Source organism: uncultured Desulfobulbus sp., from assembly GCF_963662935.2.
Classification (GTDB): Bacteria; Desulfobacterota; Desulfobulbia; order Desulfobulbales; family Desulfobulbaceae; genus Desulfobulbus.
On record NZ_CAXXTL010000002.1, the window covers coordinates 1,947,035 to 1,966,976 of the forward strand.

At 60.8% G+C, this 19,942-nt stretch carries 20 protein-coding genes; 9 read left to right on the plus strand and 11 right to left on the minus strand.

What is annotated here, in order from left to right; all coding sequences use genetic code 11:
- Positions 1 to 29 precede the first annotated feature (29 nt).
- Both ACHZCX_RS12960 and ACHZCX_RS12965 read left to right on the plus strand, forming a co-directional pair.
- Positions 30 to 419 carry a hypothetical protein gene (locus ACHZCX_RS12960; protein WP_319587635.1) on the plus strand — a complete coding sequence of 130 codons (390 nt, stop codon included), beginning with the start codon at positions 30 to 32 and terminating at the stop codon, positions 417 to 419.
- A 614-nt stretch (positions 420 to 1,033) separates the two neighbouring features.
- On the plus strand, positions 1,034 to 2,263 hold the full coding sequence (locus ACHZCX_RS12965; RefSeq protein WP_319585207.1) for an ISL3 family transposase: 1,230 nt from the start codon (positions 1,034 to 1,036) through the stop codon (positions 2,261 to 2,263).
- Between the two features lie 81 nt (positions 2,264 to 2,344).
- On the opposite strand, the gene ACHZCX_RS12970 is transcribed toward ACHZCX_RS12965, so the two are convergent.
- The 11 genes from ACHZCX_RS12970 to ACHZCX_RS13020 form a co-directional block, all read right to left on the minus strand.
- A complete protein-coding gene (locus ACHZCX_RS12970) occupies positions 2,345 to 3,214 on the minus strand; it encodes a polyketide synthase dehydratase domain-containing protein (protein WP_319587636.1) in 870 nt (289 codons plus the stop codon).
- On the minus strand, positions 3,193 to 3,669 hold the full coding sequence (locus tag ACHZCX_RS12975; RefSeq protein WP_319587637.1) for a thioesterase family protein: 477 nt from the start codon (positions 3,667 to 3,669) through the stop codon (positions 3,193 to 3,195). Before ACHZCX_RS12975 ends, ACHZCX_RS12970 begins: the two co-directional genes overlap by 22 nt.
- Positions 3,669 to 4,934: a beta-ketoacyl-[acyl-carrier-protein] synthase family protein gene (locus ACHZCX_RS12980; RefSeq protein WP_319587638.1), complete on the minus strand. Its 1,266-nt coding sequence runs from the start codon at positions 4,932 to 4,934 to the stop codon at positions 3,669 to 3,671. The genes ACHZCX_RS12975 and ACHZCX_RS12980 overlap by 1 nt, the downstream gene beginning before the upstream one ends.
- A gap of 31 nt (positions 4,935 to 4,965) precedes the next feature.
- Positions 4,966 to 6,216, minus strand: a complete 1,251-nt coding sequence (locus ACHZCX_RS12985; RefSeq protein ID WP_319587639.1) for a beta-ketoacyl-[acyl-carrier-protein] synthase family protein — start codon at positions 6,214 to 6,216, stop codon at positions 4,966 to 4,968.
- 14 nt (positions 6,217 to 6,230) lie between these two features.
- The gene (locus tag ACHZCX_RS12990) at positions 6,231 to 7,229 is read right to left on the minus strand and encodes a radical SAM protein (RefSeq protein ID WP_319587640.1); all 999 of its coding nucleotides are present in this window, start codon (positions 7,227 to 7,229) and stop codon (positions 6,231 to 6,233) included.
- 17 nt (positions 7,230 to 7,246) lie between these two features.
- The gene (locus tag ACHZCX_RS12995) at positions 7,247 to 8,314 is read right to left on the minus strand and encodes a radical SAM protein (protein ID WP_319587641.1); all 1,068 of its coding nucleotides are present in this window, start codon (positions 8,312 to 8,314) and stop codon (positions 7,247 to 7,249) included.
- The gene (locus ACHZCX_RS13000; protein WP_319587642.1) at positions 8,315 to 8,581 is read right to left on the minus strand and encodes a phosphopantetheine-binding protein; all 267 of its coding nucleotides are present in this window, start codon (positions 8,579 to 8,581) and stop codon (positions 8,315 to 8,317) included.
- Positions 8,578 to 8,940 carry a hypothetical protein gene (locus ACHZCX_RS13005; RefSeq protein ID WP_319587643.1) on the minus strand — a complete coding sequence of 121 codons (363 nt, stop codon included), beginning with the start codon at positions 8,938 to 8,940 and terminating at the stop codon, positions 8,578 to 8,580. Before ACHZCX_RS13005 ends, ACHZCX_RS13000 begins: the two co-directional genes overlap by 4 nt.
- Before the next feature lie 147 nt (positions 8,941 to 9,087).
- Positions 9,088 to 10,434 (minus strand): lipid biosynthesis B12-binding/radical SAM protein, encoded by a 1,347-nt coding sequence (locus tag ACHZCX_RS13010; RefSeq protein ID WP_319587644.1) that lies wholly within the window; start codon positions 10,432 to 10,434, stop codon positions 9,088 to 9,090.
- The gene (locus tag ACHZCX_RS13015) at positions 10,431 to 12,593 is read right to left on the minus strand and encodes a beta-ketoacyl synthase N-terminal-like domain-containing protein (RefSeq protein WP_319587645.1); all 2,163 of its coding nucleotides are present in this window, start codon (positions 12,591 to 12,593) and stop codon (positions 10,431 to 10,433) included. Before ACHZCX_RS13015 ends, ACHZCX_RS13010 begins: the two co-directional genes overlap by 4 nt.
- The gene (locus ACHZCX_RS13020; protein ID WP_319587646.1) at positions 12,590 to 12,856 is read right to left on the minus strand and encodes a phosphopantetheine-binding protein; all 267 of its coding nucleotides are present in this window, start codon (positions 12,854 to 12,856) and stop codon (positions 12,590 to 12,592) included. Before ACHZCX_RS13020 ends, ACHZCX_RS13015 begins: the two co-directional genes overlap by 4 nt.
- A 233-nt stretch (positions 12,857 to 13,089) precedes the next feature.
- On the opposite strand from ACHZCX_RS13020, the gene ACHZCX_RS13025 reads away from it, so the two are divergent.
- Genes ACHZCX_RS13025 through ACHZCX_RS13055 form a run of 7 tightly spaced genes read left to right on the plus strand, consistent with a single transcriptional unit; the run spans position 13,090 to position 19,941 of the window.
- A complete protein-coding gene (locus ACHZCX_RS13025) occupies positions 13,090 to 13,524 on the plus strand; it encodes a hypothetical protein (RefSeq protein ID WP_319587647.1) in 435 nt (144 codons plus the stop codon).
- 9 nt (positions 13,525 to 13,533) lie between these two features.
- Complete coding sequence (gene fabG / locus ACHZCX_RS13030) at positions 13,534 to 14,277, plus strand: 3-oxoacyl-ACP reductase FabG (protein WP_319587648.1); 744 nt, start codon at positions 13,534 to 13,536, stop codon at positions 14,275 to 14,277.
- Positions 14,274 to 14,870 (plus strand): outer membrane lipoprotein carrier protein LolA, encoded by a 597-nt coding sequence (locus ACHZCX_RS13035; protein ID WP_319587649.1) that lies wholly within the window; start codon positions 14,274 to 14,276, stop codon positions 14,868 to 14,870. The genes fabG and ACHZCX_RS13035 overlap by 4 nt, the downstream gene beginning before the upstream one ends.
- On the plus strand, positions 14,867 to 15,589 hold the full coding sequence (locus ACHZCX_RS13040; protein WP_319587650.1) for a hypothetical protein: 723 nt from the start codon (positions 14,867 to 14,869) through the stop codon (positions 15,587 to 15,589). Before ACHZCX_RS13035 ends, ACHZCX_RS13040 begins: the two co-directional genes overlap by 4 nt.
- A gap of 7 nt (positions 15,590 to 15,596) precedes the next feature.
- The gene (locus ACHZCX_RS13045; protein WP_319587651.1) at positions 15,597 to 16,865 is read left to right on the plus strand and encodes a radical SAM protein; all 1,269 of its coding nucleotides are present in this window, start codon (positions 15,597 to 15,599) and stop codon (positions 16,863 to 16,865) included.
- A complete protein-coding gene (locus ACHZCX_RS13050) occupies positions 16,862 to 18,232 on the plus strand; it encodes a fatty acid--CoA ligase family protein (RefSeq protein ID WP_319587652.1) in 1,371 nt (456 codons plus the stop codon). The genes ACHZCX_RS13045 and ACHZCX_RS13050 overlap by 4 nt, the downstream gene beginning before the upstream one ends.
- Positions 18,229 to 19,941: a DegV family protein gene (locus tag ACHZCX_RS13055; protein WP_319587653.1), complete on the plus strand. Its 1,713-nt coding sequence runs from the start codon at positions 18,229 to 18,231 to the stop codon at positions 19,939 to 19,941. Before ACHZCX_RS13050 ends, ACHZCX_RS13055 begins: the two co-directional genes overlap by 4 nt.
- The last annotated feature ends 1 nt before the right edge of the window (position 19,942 follow it).

Here is a 19,942-nt window from a genome sequence, read left to right on the forward strand (position 1 = left end):
CCCAAGTTTTAACTATCCAACACGAATACGTGAAACAACTCTGCAAAAAAATTATTTTATATTTTGCGGCAACAGCCTTTGTGCGGACAGCTCTTGCCGAGAAGGCCGATCTGTCTGCCTTTCGGGAAAAGCCCACGCCAATGGTGCTGGCCGGCGTTTTTGCCATCGGCTTCAGCTTTTTGCTCGGCTGGCCGGCCATCGCCGCCTTGGGACTGCTTTCGCTCAAGCTGCAGACCCCGTGGATTGTGGTGATCGGCGGTCCGCTGACCTACGGTCTGTCCCATCTGGTTTTTCTGCTGGGCATGTATCTTTCCGGCGCGGTCTATTCGCTGATTTTCTGCCGCTGGCTTGTCCGGGTGATCATGGAACGCTGCCTGGTCTGGGCTGTGCCGGAGCGGCGTCCCGACCTCTCCCGCTGAGGCGCTTACGCTGCCACCTTTTACCCTCCTGTTAAGTGTGAAGAATTTAATAATGTCATTGTTGACAAGCAGGAAAATAAACAGGGACTTGGTCGCCCTCGCGGTCAGTACGATATTATTATCTTTTTCTTTTGTGTTGTTTTCAGATCTATTTCTGTTTTCAAAATTTGTAACTGTTCCGCAGTGGGTCAACAACTTGCCAAAACCATTTCGTTATTTCGATTTTCCGGGATTCACGAACTCTTTTACATTTACATGCCTGCTACCATCTGTATCCCTCCTAAGAGGGAAATATGACTCATTTAAAATTATATTAAAAGCAGTATTAATGTCGCCATTAATAGTTGTTGCTGTTTATTCAATAAAAATCATTAATGTAATAACCGATCCAAGGGATATTTTAAATATACCTTTTCAATACTTTTTTATAATAATTTTTAATTGTACAATACCAATAATTGCAGTATTTATATTATTGCTTGTATATAATGAATTGAAAGAAATCCGGTTCCCCGCACGAAACGGTGCGTAAAACAGCTTAACAAATTTAAAAGCATGAGTTCTTTTAGGTAGATAAAGGCCGGCCAGCCAATAATCTATCTACAGAGGAACTCATGCTTGTTGAACAGATAATCAAACAGACGGTTGATTTGCAAGGTTTTCGAGTACATACGGTCACCAAAGACTCCGATGGAATAATCGCTGAAATTCGTCCTGATGCCCGCCACAGGGTGCGATGCGGGTCATGCGGACATCCTGCCGTCTACCGGGATCGGCGAGAGGTGCGATTCTTTCGCCACGTGCCTCTGTGGAATATACCTGTCTGGGTCAAATATGTACCTCGTCGGGTGTCTTGTTCTCGATGTGGAGGCGTCCGCACGGAGAAACTTCCCTGGGTGACGGGCAAGCAACGCTTTACTCTTGCCTACAGTTGCTACCTGGCCAAATGGGCCGAGATGCTGCCCTGGTACTCTGTCGCCAAACTGTTCAGTTGTGCCTGGGGTACGGTTGCCACAGCAGTCAAAAGCGTAGTGAAATATGGCATGGAGCATCGCGATCTCAGCGGCATTACGCATATTGGTATTGATGAGATTTCGCGGAAAAAAGGTCATGTCTACCTCACCAATGTGTACGATCTCCGCTCAAAAACCTTGATCTGGAGCGGGGTTGAAAGAACCAAAGATACCTTGCGCAGCTTTTTCAACTACCTCGGGCCAGAGCGGACAAACAAACTCCAGGGCATCTGTTGCGATATGTGGAAGCCCTATGTCGAGGTGATCAAGGAATGTGCTCCGCAGGCAACTCTTGTTTTTGATAAATTTCATATCGTTCGCCACCTGATGGAAGCGGTTGATCAAGTCCGGCGAGATGAGATCCGAGAAAAAGGAAAGGAACACAAGGAGCTCATGAAGGACAGCCGGTATATCTGGCTTAAGAATCCTTGGAACCTTACGCCGAAGCAAAGGATCAGACTCAGCAGCCTTGAGCATATGAATCTGAAGATCAACAGGGCCTATCTCCTCAAAGAGCGCTTTCGAGATTTATGGTCCTATAAGACAAAAACCTGGGCCAGGAAACACTTGAAGCAGTGGTTTTGGTGGGCAACGCATTCTCGCCTGGAACCCTTACGCGAGTTTGCCTGGATGGTCCGACGCCATGAAGAAAACATCCTGACCTGGTTCCACATGCCCATCAGCAACGGCACTGTCGAAGGGCTCAACAATAAAGCCAAAGTCGTCAGCCACAAGGCCTATGGGTTCAGAACAGCTGACCTCTTTATCTGCAACCTCTACCACTGTATGGGCAACTTACCGGCCATACCGCTCATGCACCGTTTCATGTGAGGAACCAGAAATCCTAACAAAAAAGTCAAACTGACTGGAAATAGCCTCGTTCATAAAATGGGCAATTCGTCGGCCGGCAGGTTATTTCACCGTTGGAATTGTCTTGAACCACGCCGGCGGTTTGATCCGGCCGTGGCTCACATCCCGCATCCGCAATCCCTTGACCGTTTCCCGCATCTGTTCCAACTCGTCGAAGATACAGATCTCGTACATCAGTTCATCCTCGGTGCGCGCTTGCAGTCGTGCCTGGATGTGATACCGATCACCCGGCCTGGTCGGTTTGGCGATGTGCCTTTCGGCAAAACCCACCGGAAAGGGGATGAAATCGACCAGCCGCTGGCCATGGACGCAGGCCGCATGCATGGCCCCGTCGAGCGGAAAGGGCGAACCGAGCGGATGGGTTGCTGATTGCTCCAGTTCGGGAGCCCACAGGGTGCCCCAAGCGGACTCGACCTCGAGGAAAAGCCGATCATGCAGGGTACGGTAGGCTGGTCCAAAGGGGACCAGCTCCCGATACACCTCCTCGGCGGATACTTCCATCCCGGCACCGGTGCAAGGGCCCGCCGCCCCTTTCTCCGCTCCCTTGGCGTGCGCTGCCTCGGCGGCAAAGGTCAGTTCGCAGTGGGTAGTCATCCGGGCCAGGGTCTTCAACTGGGTCCGGGTCAGGAGCCGGGCGCAGACCTCTCCCTTTTCTCCCCTCTCCAGCTCAACCACAGCGTCAAGCCTGGCGGCGTCCGGCGGAATTTCGAGCAATTTGGCAAACCGGCCCGCTTGCATGTTCCGGACATCGAGATGCGGATACACGGCCTTGACGGTCGCGGCCAGCAGCTGCATCGCCTCAACCGCAGCCAAAATGACTCGGCCGCCAAAGCAATGATCCTTATACCAGGGCCGGACCGGTATTGAAATCTCGGTGCGCTCGCCGGCCATCAAGTGGGAAACTGGTTCCACAGGGCCACGGTTTTCGCATCGATCTCCACCGGGATATGGTTGGTGTTCACCGCACAATGGCGGGTCATGCCGGTGCAGGCGATTTCACCGTTATCCGCCCTGGTGATCAGGTAATCGAACTGGACTTTGACCAGTTCCAGCCGGGCCAGGCGCGTATGGATATACATCAGGTCGTCGTAGAAAAGCGGCGAGTGGTAATTGAGCTCCGTCTTGATGATCGGGTAGATATAACCGCTTTCTTCAATCTCTTTGTACGGATAGTTGGACTCCCGCATGAGTGAGGCCCGGCCGAACTCAAAATAGCGCAGATAATTGGCGTGATAGACCACCTGGGAACGGTCCGTGTCCACATACAGGGTCCGGAGTTCGCAGCGGTGCCAGACCAGACCGGTTTTCGTGTCACGCACATAGGAGGGTCGGTCAAGGGGTTCCGGGACAAAAGGTTTGGGGCGCATTACAGACCTCTGAAAACGATGCAGCAGTTGGTGCCGCCAAAGCCAAACGAGTTGGAAAGAAAGAATTCGTGGGCATGGCGGCGGCTGTGGTTGGGGACCACATCCAGGTCGGCGAGGGCGGGGTCGGGGAGATGATTGACCGTCGGCAGCACGAGACCCTGGTGCATGGCCTCGATGCCGAGCGCAGCCTCAATGGCGGCCGAGGCGCCGAGGCTGTGGCCGACCTGGGATTTGTTGGCCGATATCGGAATACGCGGCAAGCGGTTGCCGAACACCGCCCGCATGCATGCAGCCTCGGTGGTGTCTCCGGTGGGCGTGGAGGTGCCGTGGGCGTTGATGGCGCCGATATCCTCCGGGGTGATTTCGGCATCCGCAATGGCATCCCGCATGGCTTGGGAGACCGTCAGCTCGTTGGGCCGGGTGAAGTGGTGGGCATCGGAATTCCAGCCAATTCCCGCTACCTCGGCTCGGGGGAGCAGGCCGTGGGCGCGGGCCGCCTCTTCGGCAGCCAGGACCACCACTCCCGCGCCTTCGGCGAGGACAAAACCCTTGCGGTCGATGCTGAACGGCCGGGAGGCCTGGGTGGGATCGGCAAAGGAGCGATCCTTGGGCCCGACCTTGATGGTGGCCAGCATATTGGCAAAGCCGAGGATGATTTCAGGCGTCAGGCAGGTCTCGGCGCCACCGGCCAGGGCAAAGTCGCAATCGCCGTCACGGATCATCCGGGCGCCGATGCCGATGGCATGGTTGCCCGAGGCGCAGGCCCCCTGGGGCGAGAAGATCGGTCCGGTGAAACCGAGCAGCATGCCTGCCTTGCCGGCGGGAAGATTGGCGCAGAGGTTGGGCAGTAGGTAGGGGCTGACCTTGAGCGGTCCGAGCCGGGTGTAATTGTCCATGGCGATCCGGTAAGCGTCCGAACCGTTGAGGGCTGAGCCGATCAGACAGGCGGTGCGCGGCCCGGTCTGCCCGTTGATCTCCAACCCGGCGTGTTCCAAGGCCTGGCGGCAGATTTCCATGGTCAGGAAGACGAAATCCGCATTCCACAGCGAGGCATCTTTGCGGCTCACGTAGGGAAAGCTGCCCGGATCCCAGTCCGGGATCTCGCCGACCACCTGGCTGCGGGTTTCCACCGTGCACCGGGTCAGCCGGCGAAAGCCTGCCTTGCCCGCTGCGGCCCCTTCCCAGGTGGTGGCAAAGGTGTTGCCCAGGGCGGTGGCGGCGCCGTAGCCAAGAACCACGACCTTTCTGTTGAGTGGCGCCTTCATTGCTGCTGGTTATTCTCCCTTTTGGTTGTTCTCAGTTGACTCTTCTGAAGACGGCGCAGGCGTTGCAGCCGCCGAACCCGAAGGCGTTTTTGAGGACATGCTCCTGGACAAGCGTTCGTGCTCCCTCGGCGACGCAATCCAGCGCCATCTCGGGATCGGGCTGATAATTGATGGTCGGCAGGATGATCTCTTCCTCCATGCCGCGCAGGGCCAGGATGGTTTCCAGGGCGCTGGAGGCCCCCATGGCGTGCCCCATCAGGGATTTGTTGGCGCTCACCGGCGGCAGGTCACCGGAAAAAACCGCCTGCAGGGCATCGAATTCGACGCGGTCACCCCCTCGGGTGGAGGTGGCATGGGCGTTGACAGCGGCAATGTCCCCGGCCGCGACGCCAGCATCGCGCAGGGCATCAACCATGCACTGGCGGACGGTGTCCACGGCGGGCATGACAAAATGATGGGCATCCGAGGTCATGCCCCAGCCGGCCAGTTCGACAGTGTAGTGCAGACCGTGGGCAGCGGCAAACTCCCTGGTGGCGAGAATGATCGCCCCGGCCCCCTCGGCAATGACAAAGCCGCGCCGGTCGATGGAGAAAGGGCGGCTGGCCGTGGCTGGTGGCTCGTTCTCCTGGCCTTTTTGGGGATGAAAGGCGCCGTTCATGGTGGCGAATCCAGCAACGATCGGTTCGACCAGGGCGCAGTCCACCGCCCCGCAGATGGCGACATCGGCCCGGTTCTGGGCCATCAGCAAGGCGCCGATCAGGATCGAGGTCAGGCCGGTGGCGCAGGCGGTGATGGTGGAGAGGATCGGGCCCTTGGCCCCGGTCAACATGGCTATCTTGCCGCCGACCATATTGATGCAGGAATTGGGATTGGCGTAGGGGTGGGGCAGGCGGTTCTCCGTCTGCAGCTTCCGGTCCGCTGCCAGAACGGCGTCGAGGCCGCCGACCGCCGAGCTGTAGGTCACCGCCACCCGAGGGGCTAAATCCGCACTGATCTCAATGCCGCTTCGCTTCAGAGCCCGGGCCACCGATAGCATGCCGTATTTGAACACCGGTGAATGCCAGGCTGCCTGGTGGCGGGCAGTGAGAAAGGGGTAGTCTTCCTGATCGATATCCGGCACCTGGCCGGCAATGCGCACCGGAAAGCCGTCGCGCAACGGAAAACGGGTCAAGGGACCGATGCCGCTTTGCCCTGCCAGCGCACGTTGCCATTGCAGACCGAGGTCACTGCCCAACGGCGAAATGGCGTCGTAGCCAACAATGACTGCGTTCTTTCCATCCATGAACGGCAAGCGGGCTACCAGGGGATAAACCGATACAATTTGGCGAACATCTCATAGACCTCGATCCAGTTTTGCAGATCCTCAGGCGTGTTCATGTGGGCCCGCTTGTTGACCATCACCCAGCTCATATGGGCGGCACCGTCCTTGCAGGTCGAGCAGTCGCGCGTCTCGGAGGTGCAGCAGCGGTGCATGGTCTTGAGGTCCGAGGCCCAGCGGATAAAGTTGGTCAACCGTTTGGGGCGCGGATTGCGTTTATCGATCGGTTCGGTGACCGAGGGGCACTCCGTCCAGCCGAAGGTGCGGTCGCACATCCTGCCGGTGGTGATGATCCGGTGATAGTATTTCGAGGAGATCACCGTTGCGGGATAACTGTCCAGCATCTGGTCCATCTCCACCCGGACGGCGATCAATTCGTCGGGCTGCCAGGAAAAACCGTCCACGGCTTCGTCGTTGGAGAGCAGCTGCATGTGGACCTTCAGCCCCACATCCTGAATATTGCGGATGATCGTTGCCATCTTGCCCAACTGTTTGGGGGTGATGGTGTAGAGATAATAGGCGTTGGGATCGCCTGCATAATTGGCGCTGGAGATGCCGAAGGTATCCTTGCCCCGCAGAGTGATTTCGTCAACCGCGTCGCCCCACAGACTTATACCGACCATCAGGTCCGGAAACCGGTCGCGGTCCACCTTGATGATGCCGTTGGTGGCGCAGAAGGTGGGCAGGCGCCGATAAAAGGCCTCGATCCGGTCGGGGCAGAGGGTGGGTTCACCGCCGATGAGGATGGCCAGATTGACACCCCGGGCCATCTCGGCCTCGACAAAGGCGTGCCATTTGGCCACATCCTTTTCTTCGGCTGCGGCCTTGTGCTCGTTTGAGGAAAAGAAGAAGCAGCCCTTGCAGCGCAGGTTACACCGGTCGGTCACATCATAGATGGAGCTGCGGATATTGAGTTTGGAGATTTTTTTGTAGCGTGCGTACCAATGGGCATCAAGCAGGGAACTGACTGTTTTCATGGCGATAGACTTTACCTCTATTGGCCGTCTGGGGGAGGGGCGACGGAATGGTCACAGAGATTGGGCCCTTTTTCATATCCCCGTACCCAGACGGCCAGGTAGGTGTCGACATAGTCGAGCCAGGCGGAAAAGGTCTCCGGGTCGGTGGCGTGCCGATACATCCGAGCCGTCACCACCGCGCTGCCGGCAGCGTAGTGGCGGCAATCGGCGCAATCGGTGTCCGGCACGCAGCAGGCAGCGTCGCGGTCCCACTGCAGATCGGTCCGGTATTGCCGAAACGACCGGCCAAGGCCGATGGCCGTCGACGGGTTCATTCGCGGATAAGGGCAGGAATACAGGGCATGCAGCCCCAGTTCATGGGTGTGGGCGACGATGTTATAAGCGGAGAACAGCACGGACTGGGGATAGCCGGTCAGCAGGCTGGCTATCATCTCCCCCGTTTGGGCCAGGCTCTGCCGCGTGTGGCGCAGGGGGCCGTCATAGCCGACGGGCGCGGAAAACATGTTGAAGGTGATCTGCTGGCCGCTCTCCGCCAGCATGCCGGTCACTTCCGCGGCCTGGGCGATGTTGTCCGGGGTGAAGGTGTAGACAAAAACCGCCCGGGGGTCGCCCTGGTAGTTGGCCATCTGGCGGGCCAGCATGTCGTCGGCCTTCCTAATCGCCCTGCTGGTGGCATCGTTGCCCCAGACCGAGATGTGAATCCGGTAGTCGATCTCGCGGGAAATCGGCTTGAGGCCGTTGGTGGCGATGGCTCCGAGGGGGATGGTCTCGGCGCAGACCCGGCAGAGCTGCGGGACCAGCGACGGCTCGGCGCCGGCTAGGACCGCAAAGGTGATGCCCCGCTCCTTCTCTGATGTCATCAACTGCCGCCAGGCGGATTCGTCCCCGTTTTCGGCTGCAAACTGCTTTTCGCCGTTGAAATAATAACACCCATCGCAGCGGATATTGCAGCGATGGGTCATGTCATAGGTGGATTCCCGGAGGAAGAAATACCGGCGCACCTTCTCCCATCGCTCGCGGATGGCGGGAATGGCAATGATGTCACCGAATTTCCAGCCGCCTTCCCGTATCGCCTGACCACTCATTTATTCGCCGCTGTTCTGCTTCTCGGCAATGTATTCGCCGATGATCCGGATGGTGGTCAGCTTGGGATAATCGTCCTCATCGATCCGGACACCGAATTCGTCGCGAATCACCAGGGCGATGGTGGCCAGGTCCATGCTGTCGATCCCCACCTCGTCCACCAGGTCGAGATCGGCGTCAAAGGTTTCCGGGGTCACATCTTCCAGTTTGAGCTCATTGATGATGATTTCGGCGATGCGGCGAATGGTTTGATCGATATCGTTGGTCATGGGCATTCTATGTGCTGTTGATGGTCAAGGGACATCATGCCGGAGCAGACGTCCTGCGTTTCATGGGTTATGCGAAAAGAGTAGAGGCCGGTGGTGTTGGTGGCTGTGGCGAGGATTTCGAGGTGTTCGCCGGGTTTGACGATCTTCTTGAATTTTACCCTGGTCAAGCGGTTGATCCACAGACTCTCTTGCCGTGCGCGGGCAATGACATCGGCGACCATCTTCAGCTGGGCAATACCCGGCACAATAGGGTGATCGGGAAAATGACCGGAAAACCATGGGGAGTCGTCATTGACGGTCACATGGGCCCGTATGTCATGGGGTGCAGGCATCTCTAAATCAAGGAGCGAATACCACATGTTATCGTTTTCTGTCCAGGTAAAATATTGAGATTGTGTCGTCAGCTGGCTCTGGGAACCGGGAAAAGAGCGAGGTGCAGGTCTGGCGTTTGCTCTTTCTCGGTCCCGCGCATTGTCTTTTGTTGTTGCGCGTAAAAGGCAGCCCGGCTATCGCGCTAAATACTCCCAGAGAGGGCCGGTCAATCCCCGTTGGTGCAGGTTGTGAAGCACCGTTGCGGTGTCCGTCCCGCCCGAACCGATCACCCAGTTGCCCCGCCCGGCGGCCCGGTTCCTGACCAGGGTCGCGATTGCCTCCCGGTCGATGGCGTCGGGCTGATAGAACACCGGTTGCAGCAGGTCGGTCTGGTGATCGATTTTTCCCTCGGCCAGCGCCAAATCATACAGGCCGGTGCCGGGATAGATCCTGATGCCGATGAAAAAAAAGAAGACGGTTTTGTCGAGCTGCTCCATCCGGTCCAGGCTTGCGGCAACGGTCGCTGCCGATTCCCCCGGCCCACCGAGGAGGAAATAATGGGCTACATGGAGACCGGCAGCGCGCGCCTGCCGGTGGGCCATCAGCACATCCGGCGAGCGAAAAGGTTTCCGGTACGCCAGGAGCATCGAATCGGCCAACGATTCGGTGCCGAACTCCACGTGCCGGCAACCGGCCGCCGCCATCGTCTGAAAATAGCCAGGCGGCGGGGTGATTGGGGCAAAAAAAGCCCCCCAGGGGATGGACAGGCCCGCCTCCCGCATGGCCCTGGCGACGGCCAGGCTGTGGTCGACATCTGAATTAAAGGCGGAATCGGTGATAAACAGATATTTGGCCCCGGCAGCCTGCAGCTGCAAGGCTGTTTGGGCCACCTCAGCCGGTTCCGCCAGGCGATGGGCCCTGCCTTCAATGCGTGGATAGGGGCAATAGAGGCAGCGAAACGAGCAGCCGCGCTTGGTTTGCAGGTTGAGCATGCCGCCGTTCTCCACATAATACCTGACCTGCCGGGCATCCTGTGGCAACCGACGGCTCAGTTCCCCCGGCCACGGTGGCGGCGGGGTGGCGGCAGCGCCGGCAACCAGCACCCCCGGAATCCCGGCCGGATCGTGCTGGTGTGCCAGTGCCTCAACCAGCAGGCCGAAACGCTCGCCCTCGCCGATGATTCCATAATCAACTCCCAGTAGGGCGAAAATCTGCTCCGGCATGATGGTAAAGCCGCAGCCGCCGCAGACCAGGACCGCAGAGGAGCGTTGCCGAAGCCAAACCACCAACTCCTGATACCCGGTGAGGAAGAACAGCGGGTCGCCGGCGTCGGTGTTGTCGATATTGCGGCAGGCCAGGCCGATGATCTCGGGGGCAAAATCAGCGAGCAGAGCGGCTAGGGCCGGTCGGTCCACAATCTGCAGGTCCGCGATCCGCACCTCATGCCCGGCGGCAATCGACCCGGCCACGTAATCCAGGCCAAGGGGATAGACCGGATAGGGTGCGGTCAGGGTGTTGGGCGAAATCAGCAGGATTCTCACGGCCGGGAAAACTCAATGGCCGTGAGGCAGGTGCCGGTTCCGAGGACGAGCAGCTTTTCACCCGGTTGCAGGGGAAGGTCGTTGCCGCCGATTAGAGCGCCGGGGATGCAACCAGCCTCGATACAGGAAACGGCTATGACCGCAGCCACGGCTGAGGCTGAGGCGAATTCGCCGGTGAAGGCGCGATAAGGGCAGACCGGCAACTCCTTGCCGATGCGGCCGAGAAAAGTGTCCAGCTGGCTGTTGCCTTGGGCGCGCATGGCGGTCGGTATCCCGGCAAACACGGCGGCGTAGCTCTGGCAAATGGCTGCGGCTCCGCCCAGGGCCTTGATCAGCCGCTCCGGGAGATCATCGCCGGCGCCTCGGCCGTAGAAGGCCATGCGCACCAGGCATCGCGCTCCCTTGGGGTCGCGATTGACGTACAGCGCTCCGCCGCCGTCGGCCAGCGGCCCCCCCTCAATGGACGGGTCCAGCAGGGGCGAGAAGGAGGCATGGCCCTCGTCGGCGCCGAGCAGCAGGGCCGACTGATCGGCCTCGGCCAGCAGTGTTTGCGCGGCCAGCAAGGCCTGCTCAAAGGAGTAATCACCGCCGCTGGCGGTGACGTTGGCGCCGGTGGCCTGGAAAAGGATCGCCACCTGGCTGGCCGGCCCGTTATGAACCGAACCGACAAAATCAATCGGGCTGGGAAATTGTTCGGTGGATTCGGTCAACCGGTGGAGGAAATCCCAGGTTTCCGAGAGCGCTCCCCAGCCGGTCCCCATGAAGATGGCCGAGGGGTGTTCTTTGCCGCAGGTATCGGCATGGGTCTCGCCGGCCAGCAACAGGGCAAGACGGGCCAGCCGCTTGAGCCGGCGGATGAGTTTGGCGGGCAGGCGGCTGGCCAACTTCTCCGGGGTCAACATTCCTGCCACCGGGGCTCCGCAACGCAACTGGTCGATGGTCGCCTGGGTGAGGCCGGCGCCGGTCAGACAGGCGATGCCATGGATGGCGAGCAGGTCGCCTTTTTCTTTGTTCGGAACGCTTACCGCGATATCGGGGCGGGCGATGACCAAGCAGCCGTTGTTGCCGCCAAAGCCGAAGGAGTTGGAGAGCACGGTGGCGACCGCTTGATCGGCGCACACCGCTTGGGGCGTAAGCTTGAGGGCCAGGTCCGGCTGACGGCAGCCGACAGTGCCGGGCACCAGGCCACGGGACACGGCCAGGCAGGAGATCACGGCCTCGAGGGCCCCCGAGGCAGCCAGGCTATGGCCGGTGGCCCCTTTGATCGAGGAAAGCGCGGGCGGTGAGGGGAAGAGCGAGACAATGGCCCTGGCTTCGGCCAGATCGTTGTCGGGAGTGCCGGTGCCATGCAGGCTGATGTAGTCGATGGCCGACGGCGGCAAGCCTGCGTCCTTCAGGGCCGCTGCCATGGCCTGGTGCGCTCCTTTGCCTTCGGGATGGGGCGCTGTCGGGTGATGGGCATCGCAGGAGAGGCCCGCGCCGAGCAGAATGGCCAGGGGCTGGGCGGGCCGTTCGGTGGTCAGCAGGAGCATGCCTGCCCCTTCGGCCACCGCCAAGCCCTGACGGGAGACATCCAGGGGCCGGCAACCATTGCGGTCGACCAGTTGGAGGGAATGAAACCCGAAATAGGTCAGACGGCTGAGCGAATCGACCCCGCCCGCGAGAATGCTTCGCATCCGGCCGCTCCGCAGCAGGTTCAGGGCCAGGGCAATGGCCACCGCCCCTGAGGAGCAGGCGGTGGAGACGGTCAGGGCCGGGCCGGTACAGTGGCAGAGTTCGGCAATATCCTCGGCCACGCTCAACAGACCGTGGCAGCGATACATTGCCTTGTTGCGCTCACCCGCCCGCAGGAGCTGTTCCGTGGTCAGGATGCCGCCGGTGGTGCAGCCGAGAATGATCGCGTCGGGCGGATCCGGGCGACCGACCAAGGCCATTTGCGCCGCTTGGCGTGCCAGCCGGTGCGTCCTCGGCGGCAGCAGGGCGCTGTCCCTGTCCGCGACCTGGCCGACCGGCAGAGAAGCCCCCTGCAGCAGAGGAAAGACCTCCAGAGGACTGAGGGCGGATCGGTTTGCCCGCAGGGCCGCTTCCGTGGCCGCGAGGCCGCTGCCGAGAGGGCTGACAATCCCGGCTGCAGCGATATAGACCGGGCCTTGGATCAACCAGCCCCTCCCGGCCTATTCGCCTGGATATACGCCGCCAGAGAGACCAGGGAAGCAAAAACCTTCTCGCCGACTTCCTGGCTGTTGATCACCACTCCGTAGTCTTTTTCCACCATGACGACCATTTCGAGGACGTCGATGGAATCGATACCGAGATCGCCCCCCACCAGTTGGGCGCTGGCATCGAATTGTTCGGGAGTGACATCGGCCAGGTTGAGCAGGTCAATAAGTTTGCCCTTCAGTTCTTTGATCAATTCGTTCATCGCTGTTCCACGTGTTCAAGCCTTGGTGAACAAAGGTCTTCTGCAGAGAAGAAGGCCGGCGGTTGCTGAAAAATAATGCAAGGAAAGAAAAAACGGCTAGTATAGTCTTTTTTCCGCATTTGTCATTAAGACAGCGTTGCCGATCTCTGGGAAAAGAATGGTTTTTTACCCGTTTTGGCCGCACCGGACAAGGCAAGCCGCCCGCTGCACCCTGTCAAGCCTTCGAAGACTGCATGAGCGCCATTGAACTTGCCCATCTGACCATTGAGGACCTGCTCCCGCACCGGGAGGGGATGCTGCTCATCGGCGAGGTGCTCGAGGTGAGCGTCCTGCATGCCGTGACCCTGAGCACGGTGCGGCCCACCTGGCCCCTGGCCGACGCGTACGGCGTCGAGTCGTTGATCTGTGTCGAACTTGCCGCCCAGACCGCCGGGGTGTGCAACGGCTGGGAGCGAATCCAGACCCAAGGCCGGGACTCCGATCAGATGGGCTGGCTGGTGGCGGTTAAACGGGCGGATTTCTGCATCAGCCACCTGCCCTTGGGGAGCACGATCAAGGCCAGGGCGGAAAACACCCTCATTTTTGATAAATTTCGAGAAGTTACCAGTCAACTCCACCATGACGACCAGCTCATCGCTTCGGTGGTTCTGCAACTGTATCAGGCCTGAGGCACGCACATGACAACCGAAGCGACGGACAAGCAACAGGTGGCGATTGTCACCGGCGGCAGCGGCGGGATCGGCAGAGCCATCTGTACCGAACTGGGCAGGAGCGGCTGTTATCTGGTCGTCAACTACATGCGCAACCGGGAGGGCGCGGAGCAGACCCTGGCCGAGGTGCTGGCTGCCGGCGGCAGCGGCGAGATTTGCCAATTTGACGTCCGTGACCGGGAGACGACGGAAGCGGTTGTCCTGGAGATCGCCAACCGGCTGGGCACCATCGGCATCCTGGTCAACAATGCCGGCACCCTTGCCGACGGGTTGTTCATGATGATGCCGCCGGACAACTGGCACCGGGTGATCGAGACCAGTCTGCACGGTTTTTACAACATGACCCGCCCGGTACTCGAGCAGATGGTGCGGGCCCGGCGGGGATCGATTGTCTCCATCTCGTCGGCAGCCTCCCTGATGCCCAACCGGGGGCAGGCCAACTATGCCGCCGCCAAGGCCGGGCTCAACGCCGCCAGCAAAACGGTGGCCACGGAGGTGGCGCGCCTGGGCATCCGGGTCAATGTGGTGGCGCCGGGATTGATTGAGACCGATATGATCGCCAAGGCTCCCAAGGAACACATCAAGGGGTTGATCCCCATGGCCCGGATCGGCCGGCCGGAAGAGGTGGCCAGCGTGGTGGCTTTTCTCTGTTCCGAGGCCGCCTCCTACGTCACCGGTCAGGTGATCTCGGTCAACGGCGGCATGCTGTGAGAACGCACGCCTTTCTCTGCCTGCTGCTTAGCCTCTTTCTGGGAACGACCCCTGTGTGGGGGAATCCAACCGGAGGCCCTGCCGTCCGTCTGCGCTCGGTGCAGGCCGATTTCACCCAGGAAAAACATCTCAAAATCCTCGCCCGGCCGCTGGTTTCCCAGGGGATATTTGCCTTTCAGACCCCCCAGTCCCTGCGCTGGGAATACCTGCGCCCTCTGCATTCCATTTTGCTGCTCCATGAGGGCCGGATGCGCAAGCTGATTGAGCGCGAGGGCGGGTTCGAGCAGGACAACGGTGCCGGTATCGATGCCATGCGGGTCGTTCTCCAGGATATCGGCAGTTGGCTCGATGGCCGCTTCGCCGACAATCCGCTGTTCCAAGTCACCCGGGCAGGCGAACGCACCGTGGTCCTCACCCCCAAGGAGCAGGGGCTGCAGGCCGTGATCAGCCGAATTGAACTCCAGCTGGGGCCGGAGGAAGGAGTGATGGAACAGGTGACCATCTTCGAGGGCCCGGAATCCTTCACCCGGCTGCGCTTTACCAATACGGTGCTCAACCGGGAGATTCCGGCCGGGACCTTTACCCAACCATGAAGCGCTTGCTGTTCCTCGGTTTGAGCCTTTGTCTCCTTTCCGCCTGTGCCATGGGCAAGAGAGAACTGCTGCCGAAACTGGCACGAGCCCCCGGCGCGTCCGAAGCCCTGCAACGCTGCGCCGCCCTCTTTCCCCAGGGAAGGTGGCAATTCGTCCATGCCATTGCCTTTCGCATGGCCGATGGCACCAGCGGTAATGCCCTGGGGGTTTTGGTCCTCGATGGCCAGGCAATCAAATCCGCCCTGATGACCGTGGAGGGGCTGACGCTGTTTGAGGCTCGTTCATCCGCAGCCGGGGAGTTGGAGGTGCTGCGGGCCCTGCCTCCCTTTGACAACCGGGAGTTCGCGAGCGGGCTGATGCGCGATGTCCGGACTCTTTTCCAACCGCCGCCGGGGCTTGGCCAATACGGAATGCTCGCCGACGGCACCCCGGTCTGCCGCTACAACGGCGGCCAGGTGCTGACCGATATCCTGCCCCAGGCGGACGGGTGCTGGCAACTGCACACCTACAGCGAGCACACCAGCCTGCGCACCGACGGCTGCCAGCCGGCTGATCCCCGCCGCGAACAGCGCCGAACCCGCACTGTCAACGCTGGGTCCTGCGGTCCCGTGGGGTCGGTCGTCCTGCCCCATACCCTTGAACTGACCGGGGCCGGACCCGCCGGTTATACCCTCAATCTGCGCCTGGTCAGCGCCGAGCCCCTGCCTGCTTCCCCCTGAATCCGCCATGAAATTCCGCCTGATCTACCCCAAGTGGCCGAAACTGGCCCGGCAGACCGAATTCCACTTGCCGCCCCACGGCCCAGTGGTCTTTGCCGCCACCCTGCCCGATTACGTCGTGGTGGACTTTATCGACGAGAACCTGGAAACCATCGATTTCGACGAACCGGTTGATTTTGTCGGCATCTCGATGATGCTGACCGTGCAGGTGCAGCGGGGCTGGGAGATCGCCGACCGCTATCGCGCCCAGGGGGTCAAGGTCCTGTTCGGCGGCATCGCCACCATGCTCCATGCCGAGGAAACCATGGCCCACGCCGATGCGGTCTTCCTCGGCGAGGCCGAGGGGAGAATGGAACAGGTCTTTGCCGATTTCCGTCAAGGCGCCCTCCAGCCCTGCTACAATTTTCAGGGCGAGCGGCCCGATATCGCCTTGGTGGGCACGGCCCGCCGCGACATCCTCAACCGCTCGCTCTACAATCACAAGGGCGTGCAGATGGTCGATCTGGTCCATGCCTCGCGCGGCTGCCGCTTCAACTGCTATCCCTGCGCGGTCGCCTATCTGGGAGGGCGGGAATTCCGGCCTCGTCCCATCGACCGGACCATCGCCGAGATGGCGACTATCGACAATAACCGCCTGTTCCTGGTCGATAACTCACTGGCCCAGGACACTGCCTGGGAGATGGAGCTGTTCCGGGAGATGATCCCGCTGAAGAAAAAATGGTGCTGCCACCCCATCGAGGACAAGCCCGAGGTCCTGGATCTCGCGGCCCAGGCCGGGGCCTGGTACGTCTATCAGGCGGTGTTCGACACCTCGGACTACATCCGGGAGCGGATCAAACGGTACCACGACCACGGCATCGGCGTGGAAGGCACGATCCTGCTCGGACTCGATAGCCACACCGAGGATTCGATCAAGCGGCTGATTGATTTTCTGCTGGAGATCGAGCTGGATCTGGCCGAGTTCACGGTCCTTGCCCCCTTTCCCCACACCAAGGCCTTCGACGAACTGCAGCAGCAAAACCGCATCCTCTCCCGCAACTGGGATGACTATTCGGCGGATAAGGTCGTGTTTCAACCCAAGCATATGCGTCCGGAACGGTTGCAGGAATTGCTGGAGTATGCCTGGACAACCTTTTATCAGGACGAGTCGCAGAATATCAAGATGGCCAAACTCTTTCAGCAGGTGGTGCGCAAAGAGATGGCCGACAACACCTTCAAACCGCGCAACCGGGAGTTGGTCCGGCAGACCTTCGGCAGGGAGCAGGCAGGACGATGAAACCAGCCGCTGTCCCCAAGAGTCTGGAGCCGATGGTCGCGGCCCTGCTGAACGCGCCCCCCTTCGCGGCGCAGGAGTTCATCTCCGGAGGGGCAACCTTTGGCGAGGTCCATGGGACGGCTGCCTGGCTACGGCATCGCCTTGCCGGCCTTGGACCTCGGGGGACGGTGTGCCTGGCCACCGACGACCGATCCCTGATCGCCGCCGCCCTGCTGGCCTCGCTGGCTGGGGGGCCGGTGCTGCTGCTGCCCTACAGCTTGTCCATCCAGGCCCTGACCGGGATGCAGCAGGCCACCGGATGCACCGCCGCCCTCACCGATCGTCCCCGTGATTTTCCCGCGAATTTCGAGGTCATCCAGCCCTCATGGGGTGACTCGAATGCCGGGCTGAGCCCCTCAATCGTTCAGCCCGAAGAGGAACTGCTTCGCCTCTATACCGGCGGCTCCACCGGCACCCCGCAGCTCTGGTCCAAAACCGGGACCAACCTTTTTGCCGAGGCCCTTTTCCTGGCCGCCCATTTCGGCGTTTCCCCGCGGGACCGGATCGCGGCGACTATTTCCCCTTCTCACATCTACGGACTGCTCTACTCGGTGCTCTTGCCCCTGGTGTCCGGAGCGACGGTCCTGGCGGCAACGCCCTCTTTCCCCGAGGAGATCAGCCGGATCGTGCGGGACCAGGAGGCGACCATCCTGGTCAGCGTTCCGGCCCATTACCGGGCCCTCCGTGGGAAGGCCTCGTTGGGGGCCTCGCTGCGCCTGGCCTTTTCTTCGGCCGGCATGCTTGATGTCGAGGATAACAGCGAGTTCTGCCACCATAATCAAGCCGGAATAGTTGAGGTCTACGGTTCCACCGAAACCGGCGGCATTGGATTGCGCAACCGTTCTCAAAACGAGGTGGGGTTCACACCGTACCCAACCGTTGATTGGCAGATCAGAGACGAGCGGCTGCATATCCGCTCGCCCTATCTTTCCCCTGGTCTGCCGCGGGATGCGGAGGACTACTTTTGCACCGGTGACCGGGCCGAACCCTGCGGATCAACCGGCTTCCAGCTGAAGGGAAGGGCCGATTCGATCACCAAGGTGGCGGGCAAACGGGTCGACCTCGAGGAGATCCGGGAGCTGATCAAGGCGCAGCCCGGCGTCACCGACTGTTTGGTCCTGGCCCTGGCGGAAACCAGCGGCCGCGAACACCGCATTGTCGCCCTGGTGGAAGGGCGGGCCGTGGATCCAGAGGCAATCCGAAAAACCCTAGCTGTGCGCTTTGAACCCTATGCCCTGCCGCGCGCCATCAAGGTGATTGATCGCCTGCCGCTCAAGGACAACGGCAAGGTCGACCGGGCCGCCATTCTTCGCCTGTTTGCCGCATGAGTACGCTGGCCGAGGGTTTTGCCGCAGGCTACGCATGTTTGAGCGCCTGGGCCGACCTGCTCGACCGGATCAATGTCTTTCCCGTGGCCGACGGCGATACCGGCGCTAATCTCCGCATCAGTCTGGCCCCCCTGCGCATCTGCGGCCAAGACCAGGCCATGACGGCCAGCCAGATGGTCCGCTGTGCCACCGGCAACTCCGGCAACATCGCCGCCGCCTTTTTCAGTGGACTGCTGGCGGCGCAATGTGTTGACGATCTGGCACCTCAGGCGGCCGAGGGCCGGATGAGGGCCCGGCGGGCGGTGGCCGACCCCAAGGACGGCACCATGCTCAGTGTTTTCGACAGCCTGAGTGAGATTTTGGCCTGCTGTGTACCGTTCACCCTCTCCTCCTGCGAGATCATTCTTGCCGACCTGCAACAGACGGTCCTGACAACCGCCCAGACCCTGCCCGATTGCCGCTCGGCCGGGGTTGTCGATGCCGGGGCCTTGGGCATGTATATCTTTTTTGACGGCTTTTTCCGGACTGTGACCGGACAGGGCGGAAAAAGTCCCTCGCTTTTTGCCCTCTTTCCCGGCCGGCTTGCGGTGGTGGCCGATTTTCAACCGCCGACCACTGAGGCCTATTGCGTCGATGCGATCCTCCAATCGGCAGACGGCTCTCTCCTCAGCCAAGCAGCCGTGGCCGAACTGGGCGAGAGCGTGGTCATCGTCCCCGAACACTCACGGCTGAAGATCCATATTCATACCGCTGACCCGCGCCAACTGCGCGTCCGGCTTGCCGACCTGGGTGAGGTGGTCGGCTGGTCGGACGAACCCCTGGCTATCTCTAGCGAGGGCAGGGGGCTTGACCCTGTCCCCAGGGGCTGCCTGCACATCATGACCGATGCGGCCGGTTCCATTCCTCGCGACCTGGCCCGGCACCACCGGATAACCCTGCTGGACAGCTATATCCTCAGCGGCGATATGGCCCGCCCCGAGACGCTCTGCGCCCCGGAGACGATCTATGCGCTGATGCGCCAGGGGCACCGGGTGACCACGGCCCAAGCCTCGCTGGCTGAACGGCATCAACACTATCAGAGCGTCTGCGAGGAGTATGGCCGGACCCTGTATCTCTGCGTCGGTTCGGCCTTTACTGGCAATTTTGGCGCGGCCGTGAGTTGGCAACGGGAACAGGATACCAACAATCTCCTGGAGGTGATCGACACCGGCGCGGCCTCGGGTCGGTTGGCCCTTATTGCTCTGCTCGCCAGCCGCTTGGCAGCACGGACGGAGAATGCGGAGGCGGTCATGACCCTTGCCCGGAATCTGGTCGAGACCTGCCGGGAATACATTTTCATCGATACCCTGCGCTATCTGGTTGCCGGTGGCCGGGTTTCAAAGGCGGGCGGTTTTTTCGGCGATCTGCTGCATCTCAAGCCGGTGATCAGCCCGGCCAGGGAGGGGGTTCGCAGGGTGGGAATGGTCCGCAACCGCGAGGCCCAGTTAGACTTTGCCCTGGATAAAGCGGGCACGGAGATCGAGGTCCCCAGCCGCGCCGTGCTCCTGCTGCAGTATTCCGACAACCAAGCTTGGGTCAGCGAGGTGGCGAGGCCGCAGCTGCTGGCGTTCCTGCCCGACGCGGAGATCCTCGTGGTCCCCCTTTCCCTGACCTCCGGAGTCCACATGGGGCCGGGAGCCTGGTCCCTGGCCTTTGCCGAGGCAGCCTGAG

What these genes read in the sequence shown, in the direction of transcription:
- ACHZCX_RS12965 (WP_319585207.1), top strand. Translation starts at nt 1,034, where the DNA reads ATGCTTGTTGAACAGATAATCAAACAGACGGTTGATTTGCAAGGTTTT.
- ACHZCX_RS12975 (WP_319587637.1), bottom strand. Translation starts at nt 3,669, where the DNA reads ATGCGCCCCAAACCTTTTGTCCCGGAACCCCTTGACCGACCCTCCTAT.
- ACHZCX_RS12980 (WP_319587638.1), bottom strand. Translation starts at nt 4,934, where the DNA reads ATGAAGGCGCCACTCAACAGAAAGGTCGTGGTTCTTGGCTACGGCGCC.
- ACHZCX_RS12985 (WP_319587639.1), bottom strand. Translation starts at nt 6,216, where the DNA reads ATGGATGGAAAGAACGCAGTCATTGTTGGCTACGACGCCATTTCGCCG.
- ACHZCX_RS12990 (WP_319587640.1), bottom strand. Translation starts at nt 7,229, where the DNA reads ATGAAAACAGTCAGTTCCCTGCTTGATGCCCATTGGTACGCACGCTAC.
- ACHZCX_RS12995 (WP_319587641.1), bottom strand. Translation starts at nt 8,314, where the DNA reads ATGAGTGGTCAGGCGATACGGGAAGGCGGCTGGAAATTCGGTGACATC.
- ACHZCX_RS13000 (WP_319587642.1), bottom strand. Translation starts at nt 8,581, where the DNA reads ATGACCAACGATATCGATCAAACCATTCGCCGCATCGCCGAAATCATC.
- ACHZCX_RS13005 (WP_319587643.1), bottom strand. Translation starts at nt 8,940, where the DNA reads ATGTGGTATTCGCTCCTTGATTTAGAGATGCCTGCACCCCATGACATA.
- ACHZCX_RS13020 (WP_319587646.1), bottom strand. Translation starts at nt 12,856, where the DNA reads ATGAACGAATTGATCAAAGAACTGAAGGGCAAACTTATTGACCTGCTC.
- ACHZCX_RS13025 (WP_319587647.1), top strand. Translation starts at nt 13,090, where the DNA reads ATGAGCGCCATTGAACTTGCCCATCTGACCATTGAGGACCTGCTCCCG.
- fabG (WP_319587648.1), top strand. Translation starts at nt 13,534, where the DNA reads ATGACAACCGAAGCGACGGACAAGCAACAGGTGGCGATTGTCACCGGC.
- ACHZCX_RS13040 (WP_319587650.1), top strand. Translation starts at nt 14,867, where the DNA reads ATGAAGCGCTTGCTGTTCCTCGGTTTGAGCCTTTGTCTCCTTTCCGCC.
- ACHZCX_RS13045 (WP_319587651.1), top strand. Translation starts at nt 15,597, where the DNA reads ATGAAATTCCGCCTGATCTACCCCAAGTGGCCGAAACTGGCCCGGCAG.
- ACHZCX_RS13050 (WP_319587652.1), top strand. Translation starts at nt 16,862, where the DNA reads ATGAAACCAGCCGCTGTCCCCAAGAGTCTGGAGCCGATGGTCGCGGCC.
- ACHZCX_RS13055 (WP_319587653.1), top strand. Translation starts at nt 18,229, where the DNA reads ATGAGTACGCTGGCCGAGGGTTTTGCCGCAGGCTACGCATGTTTGAGC.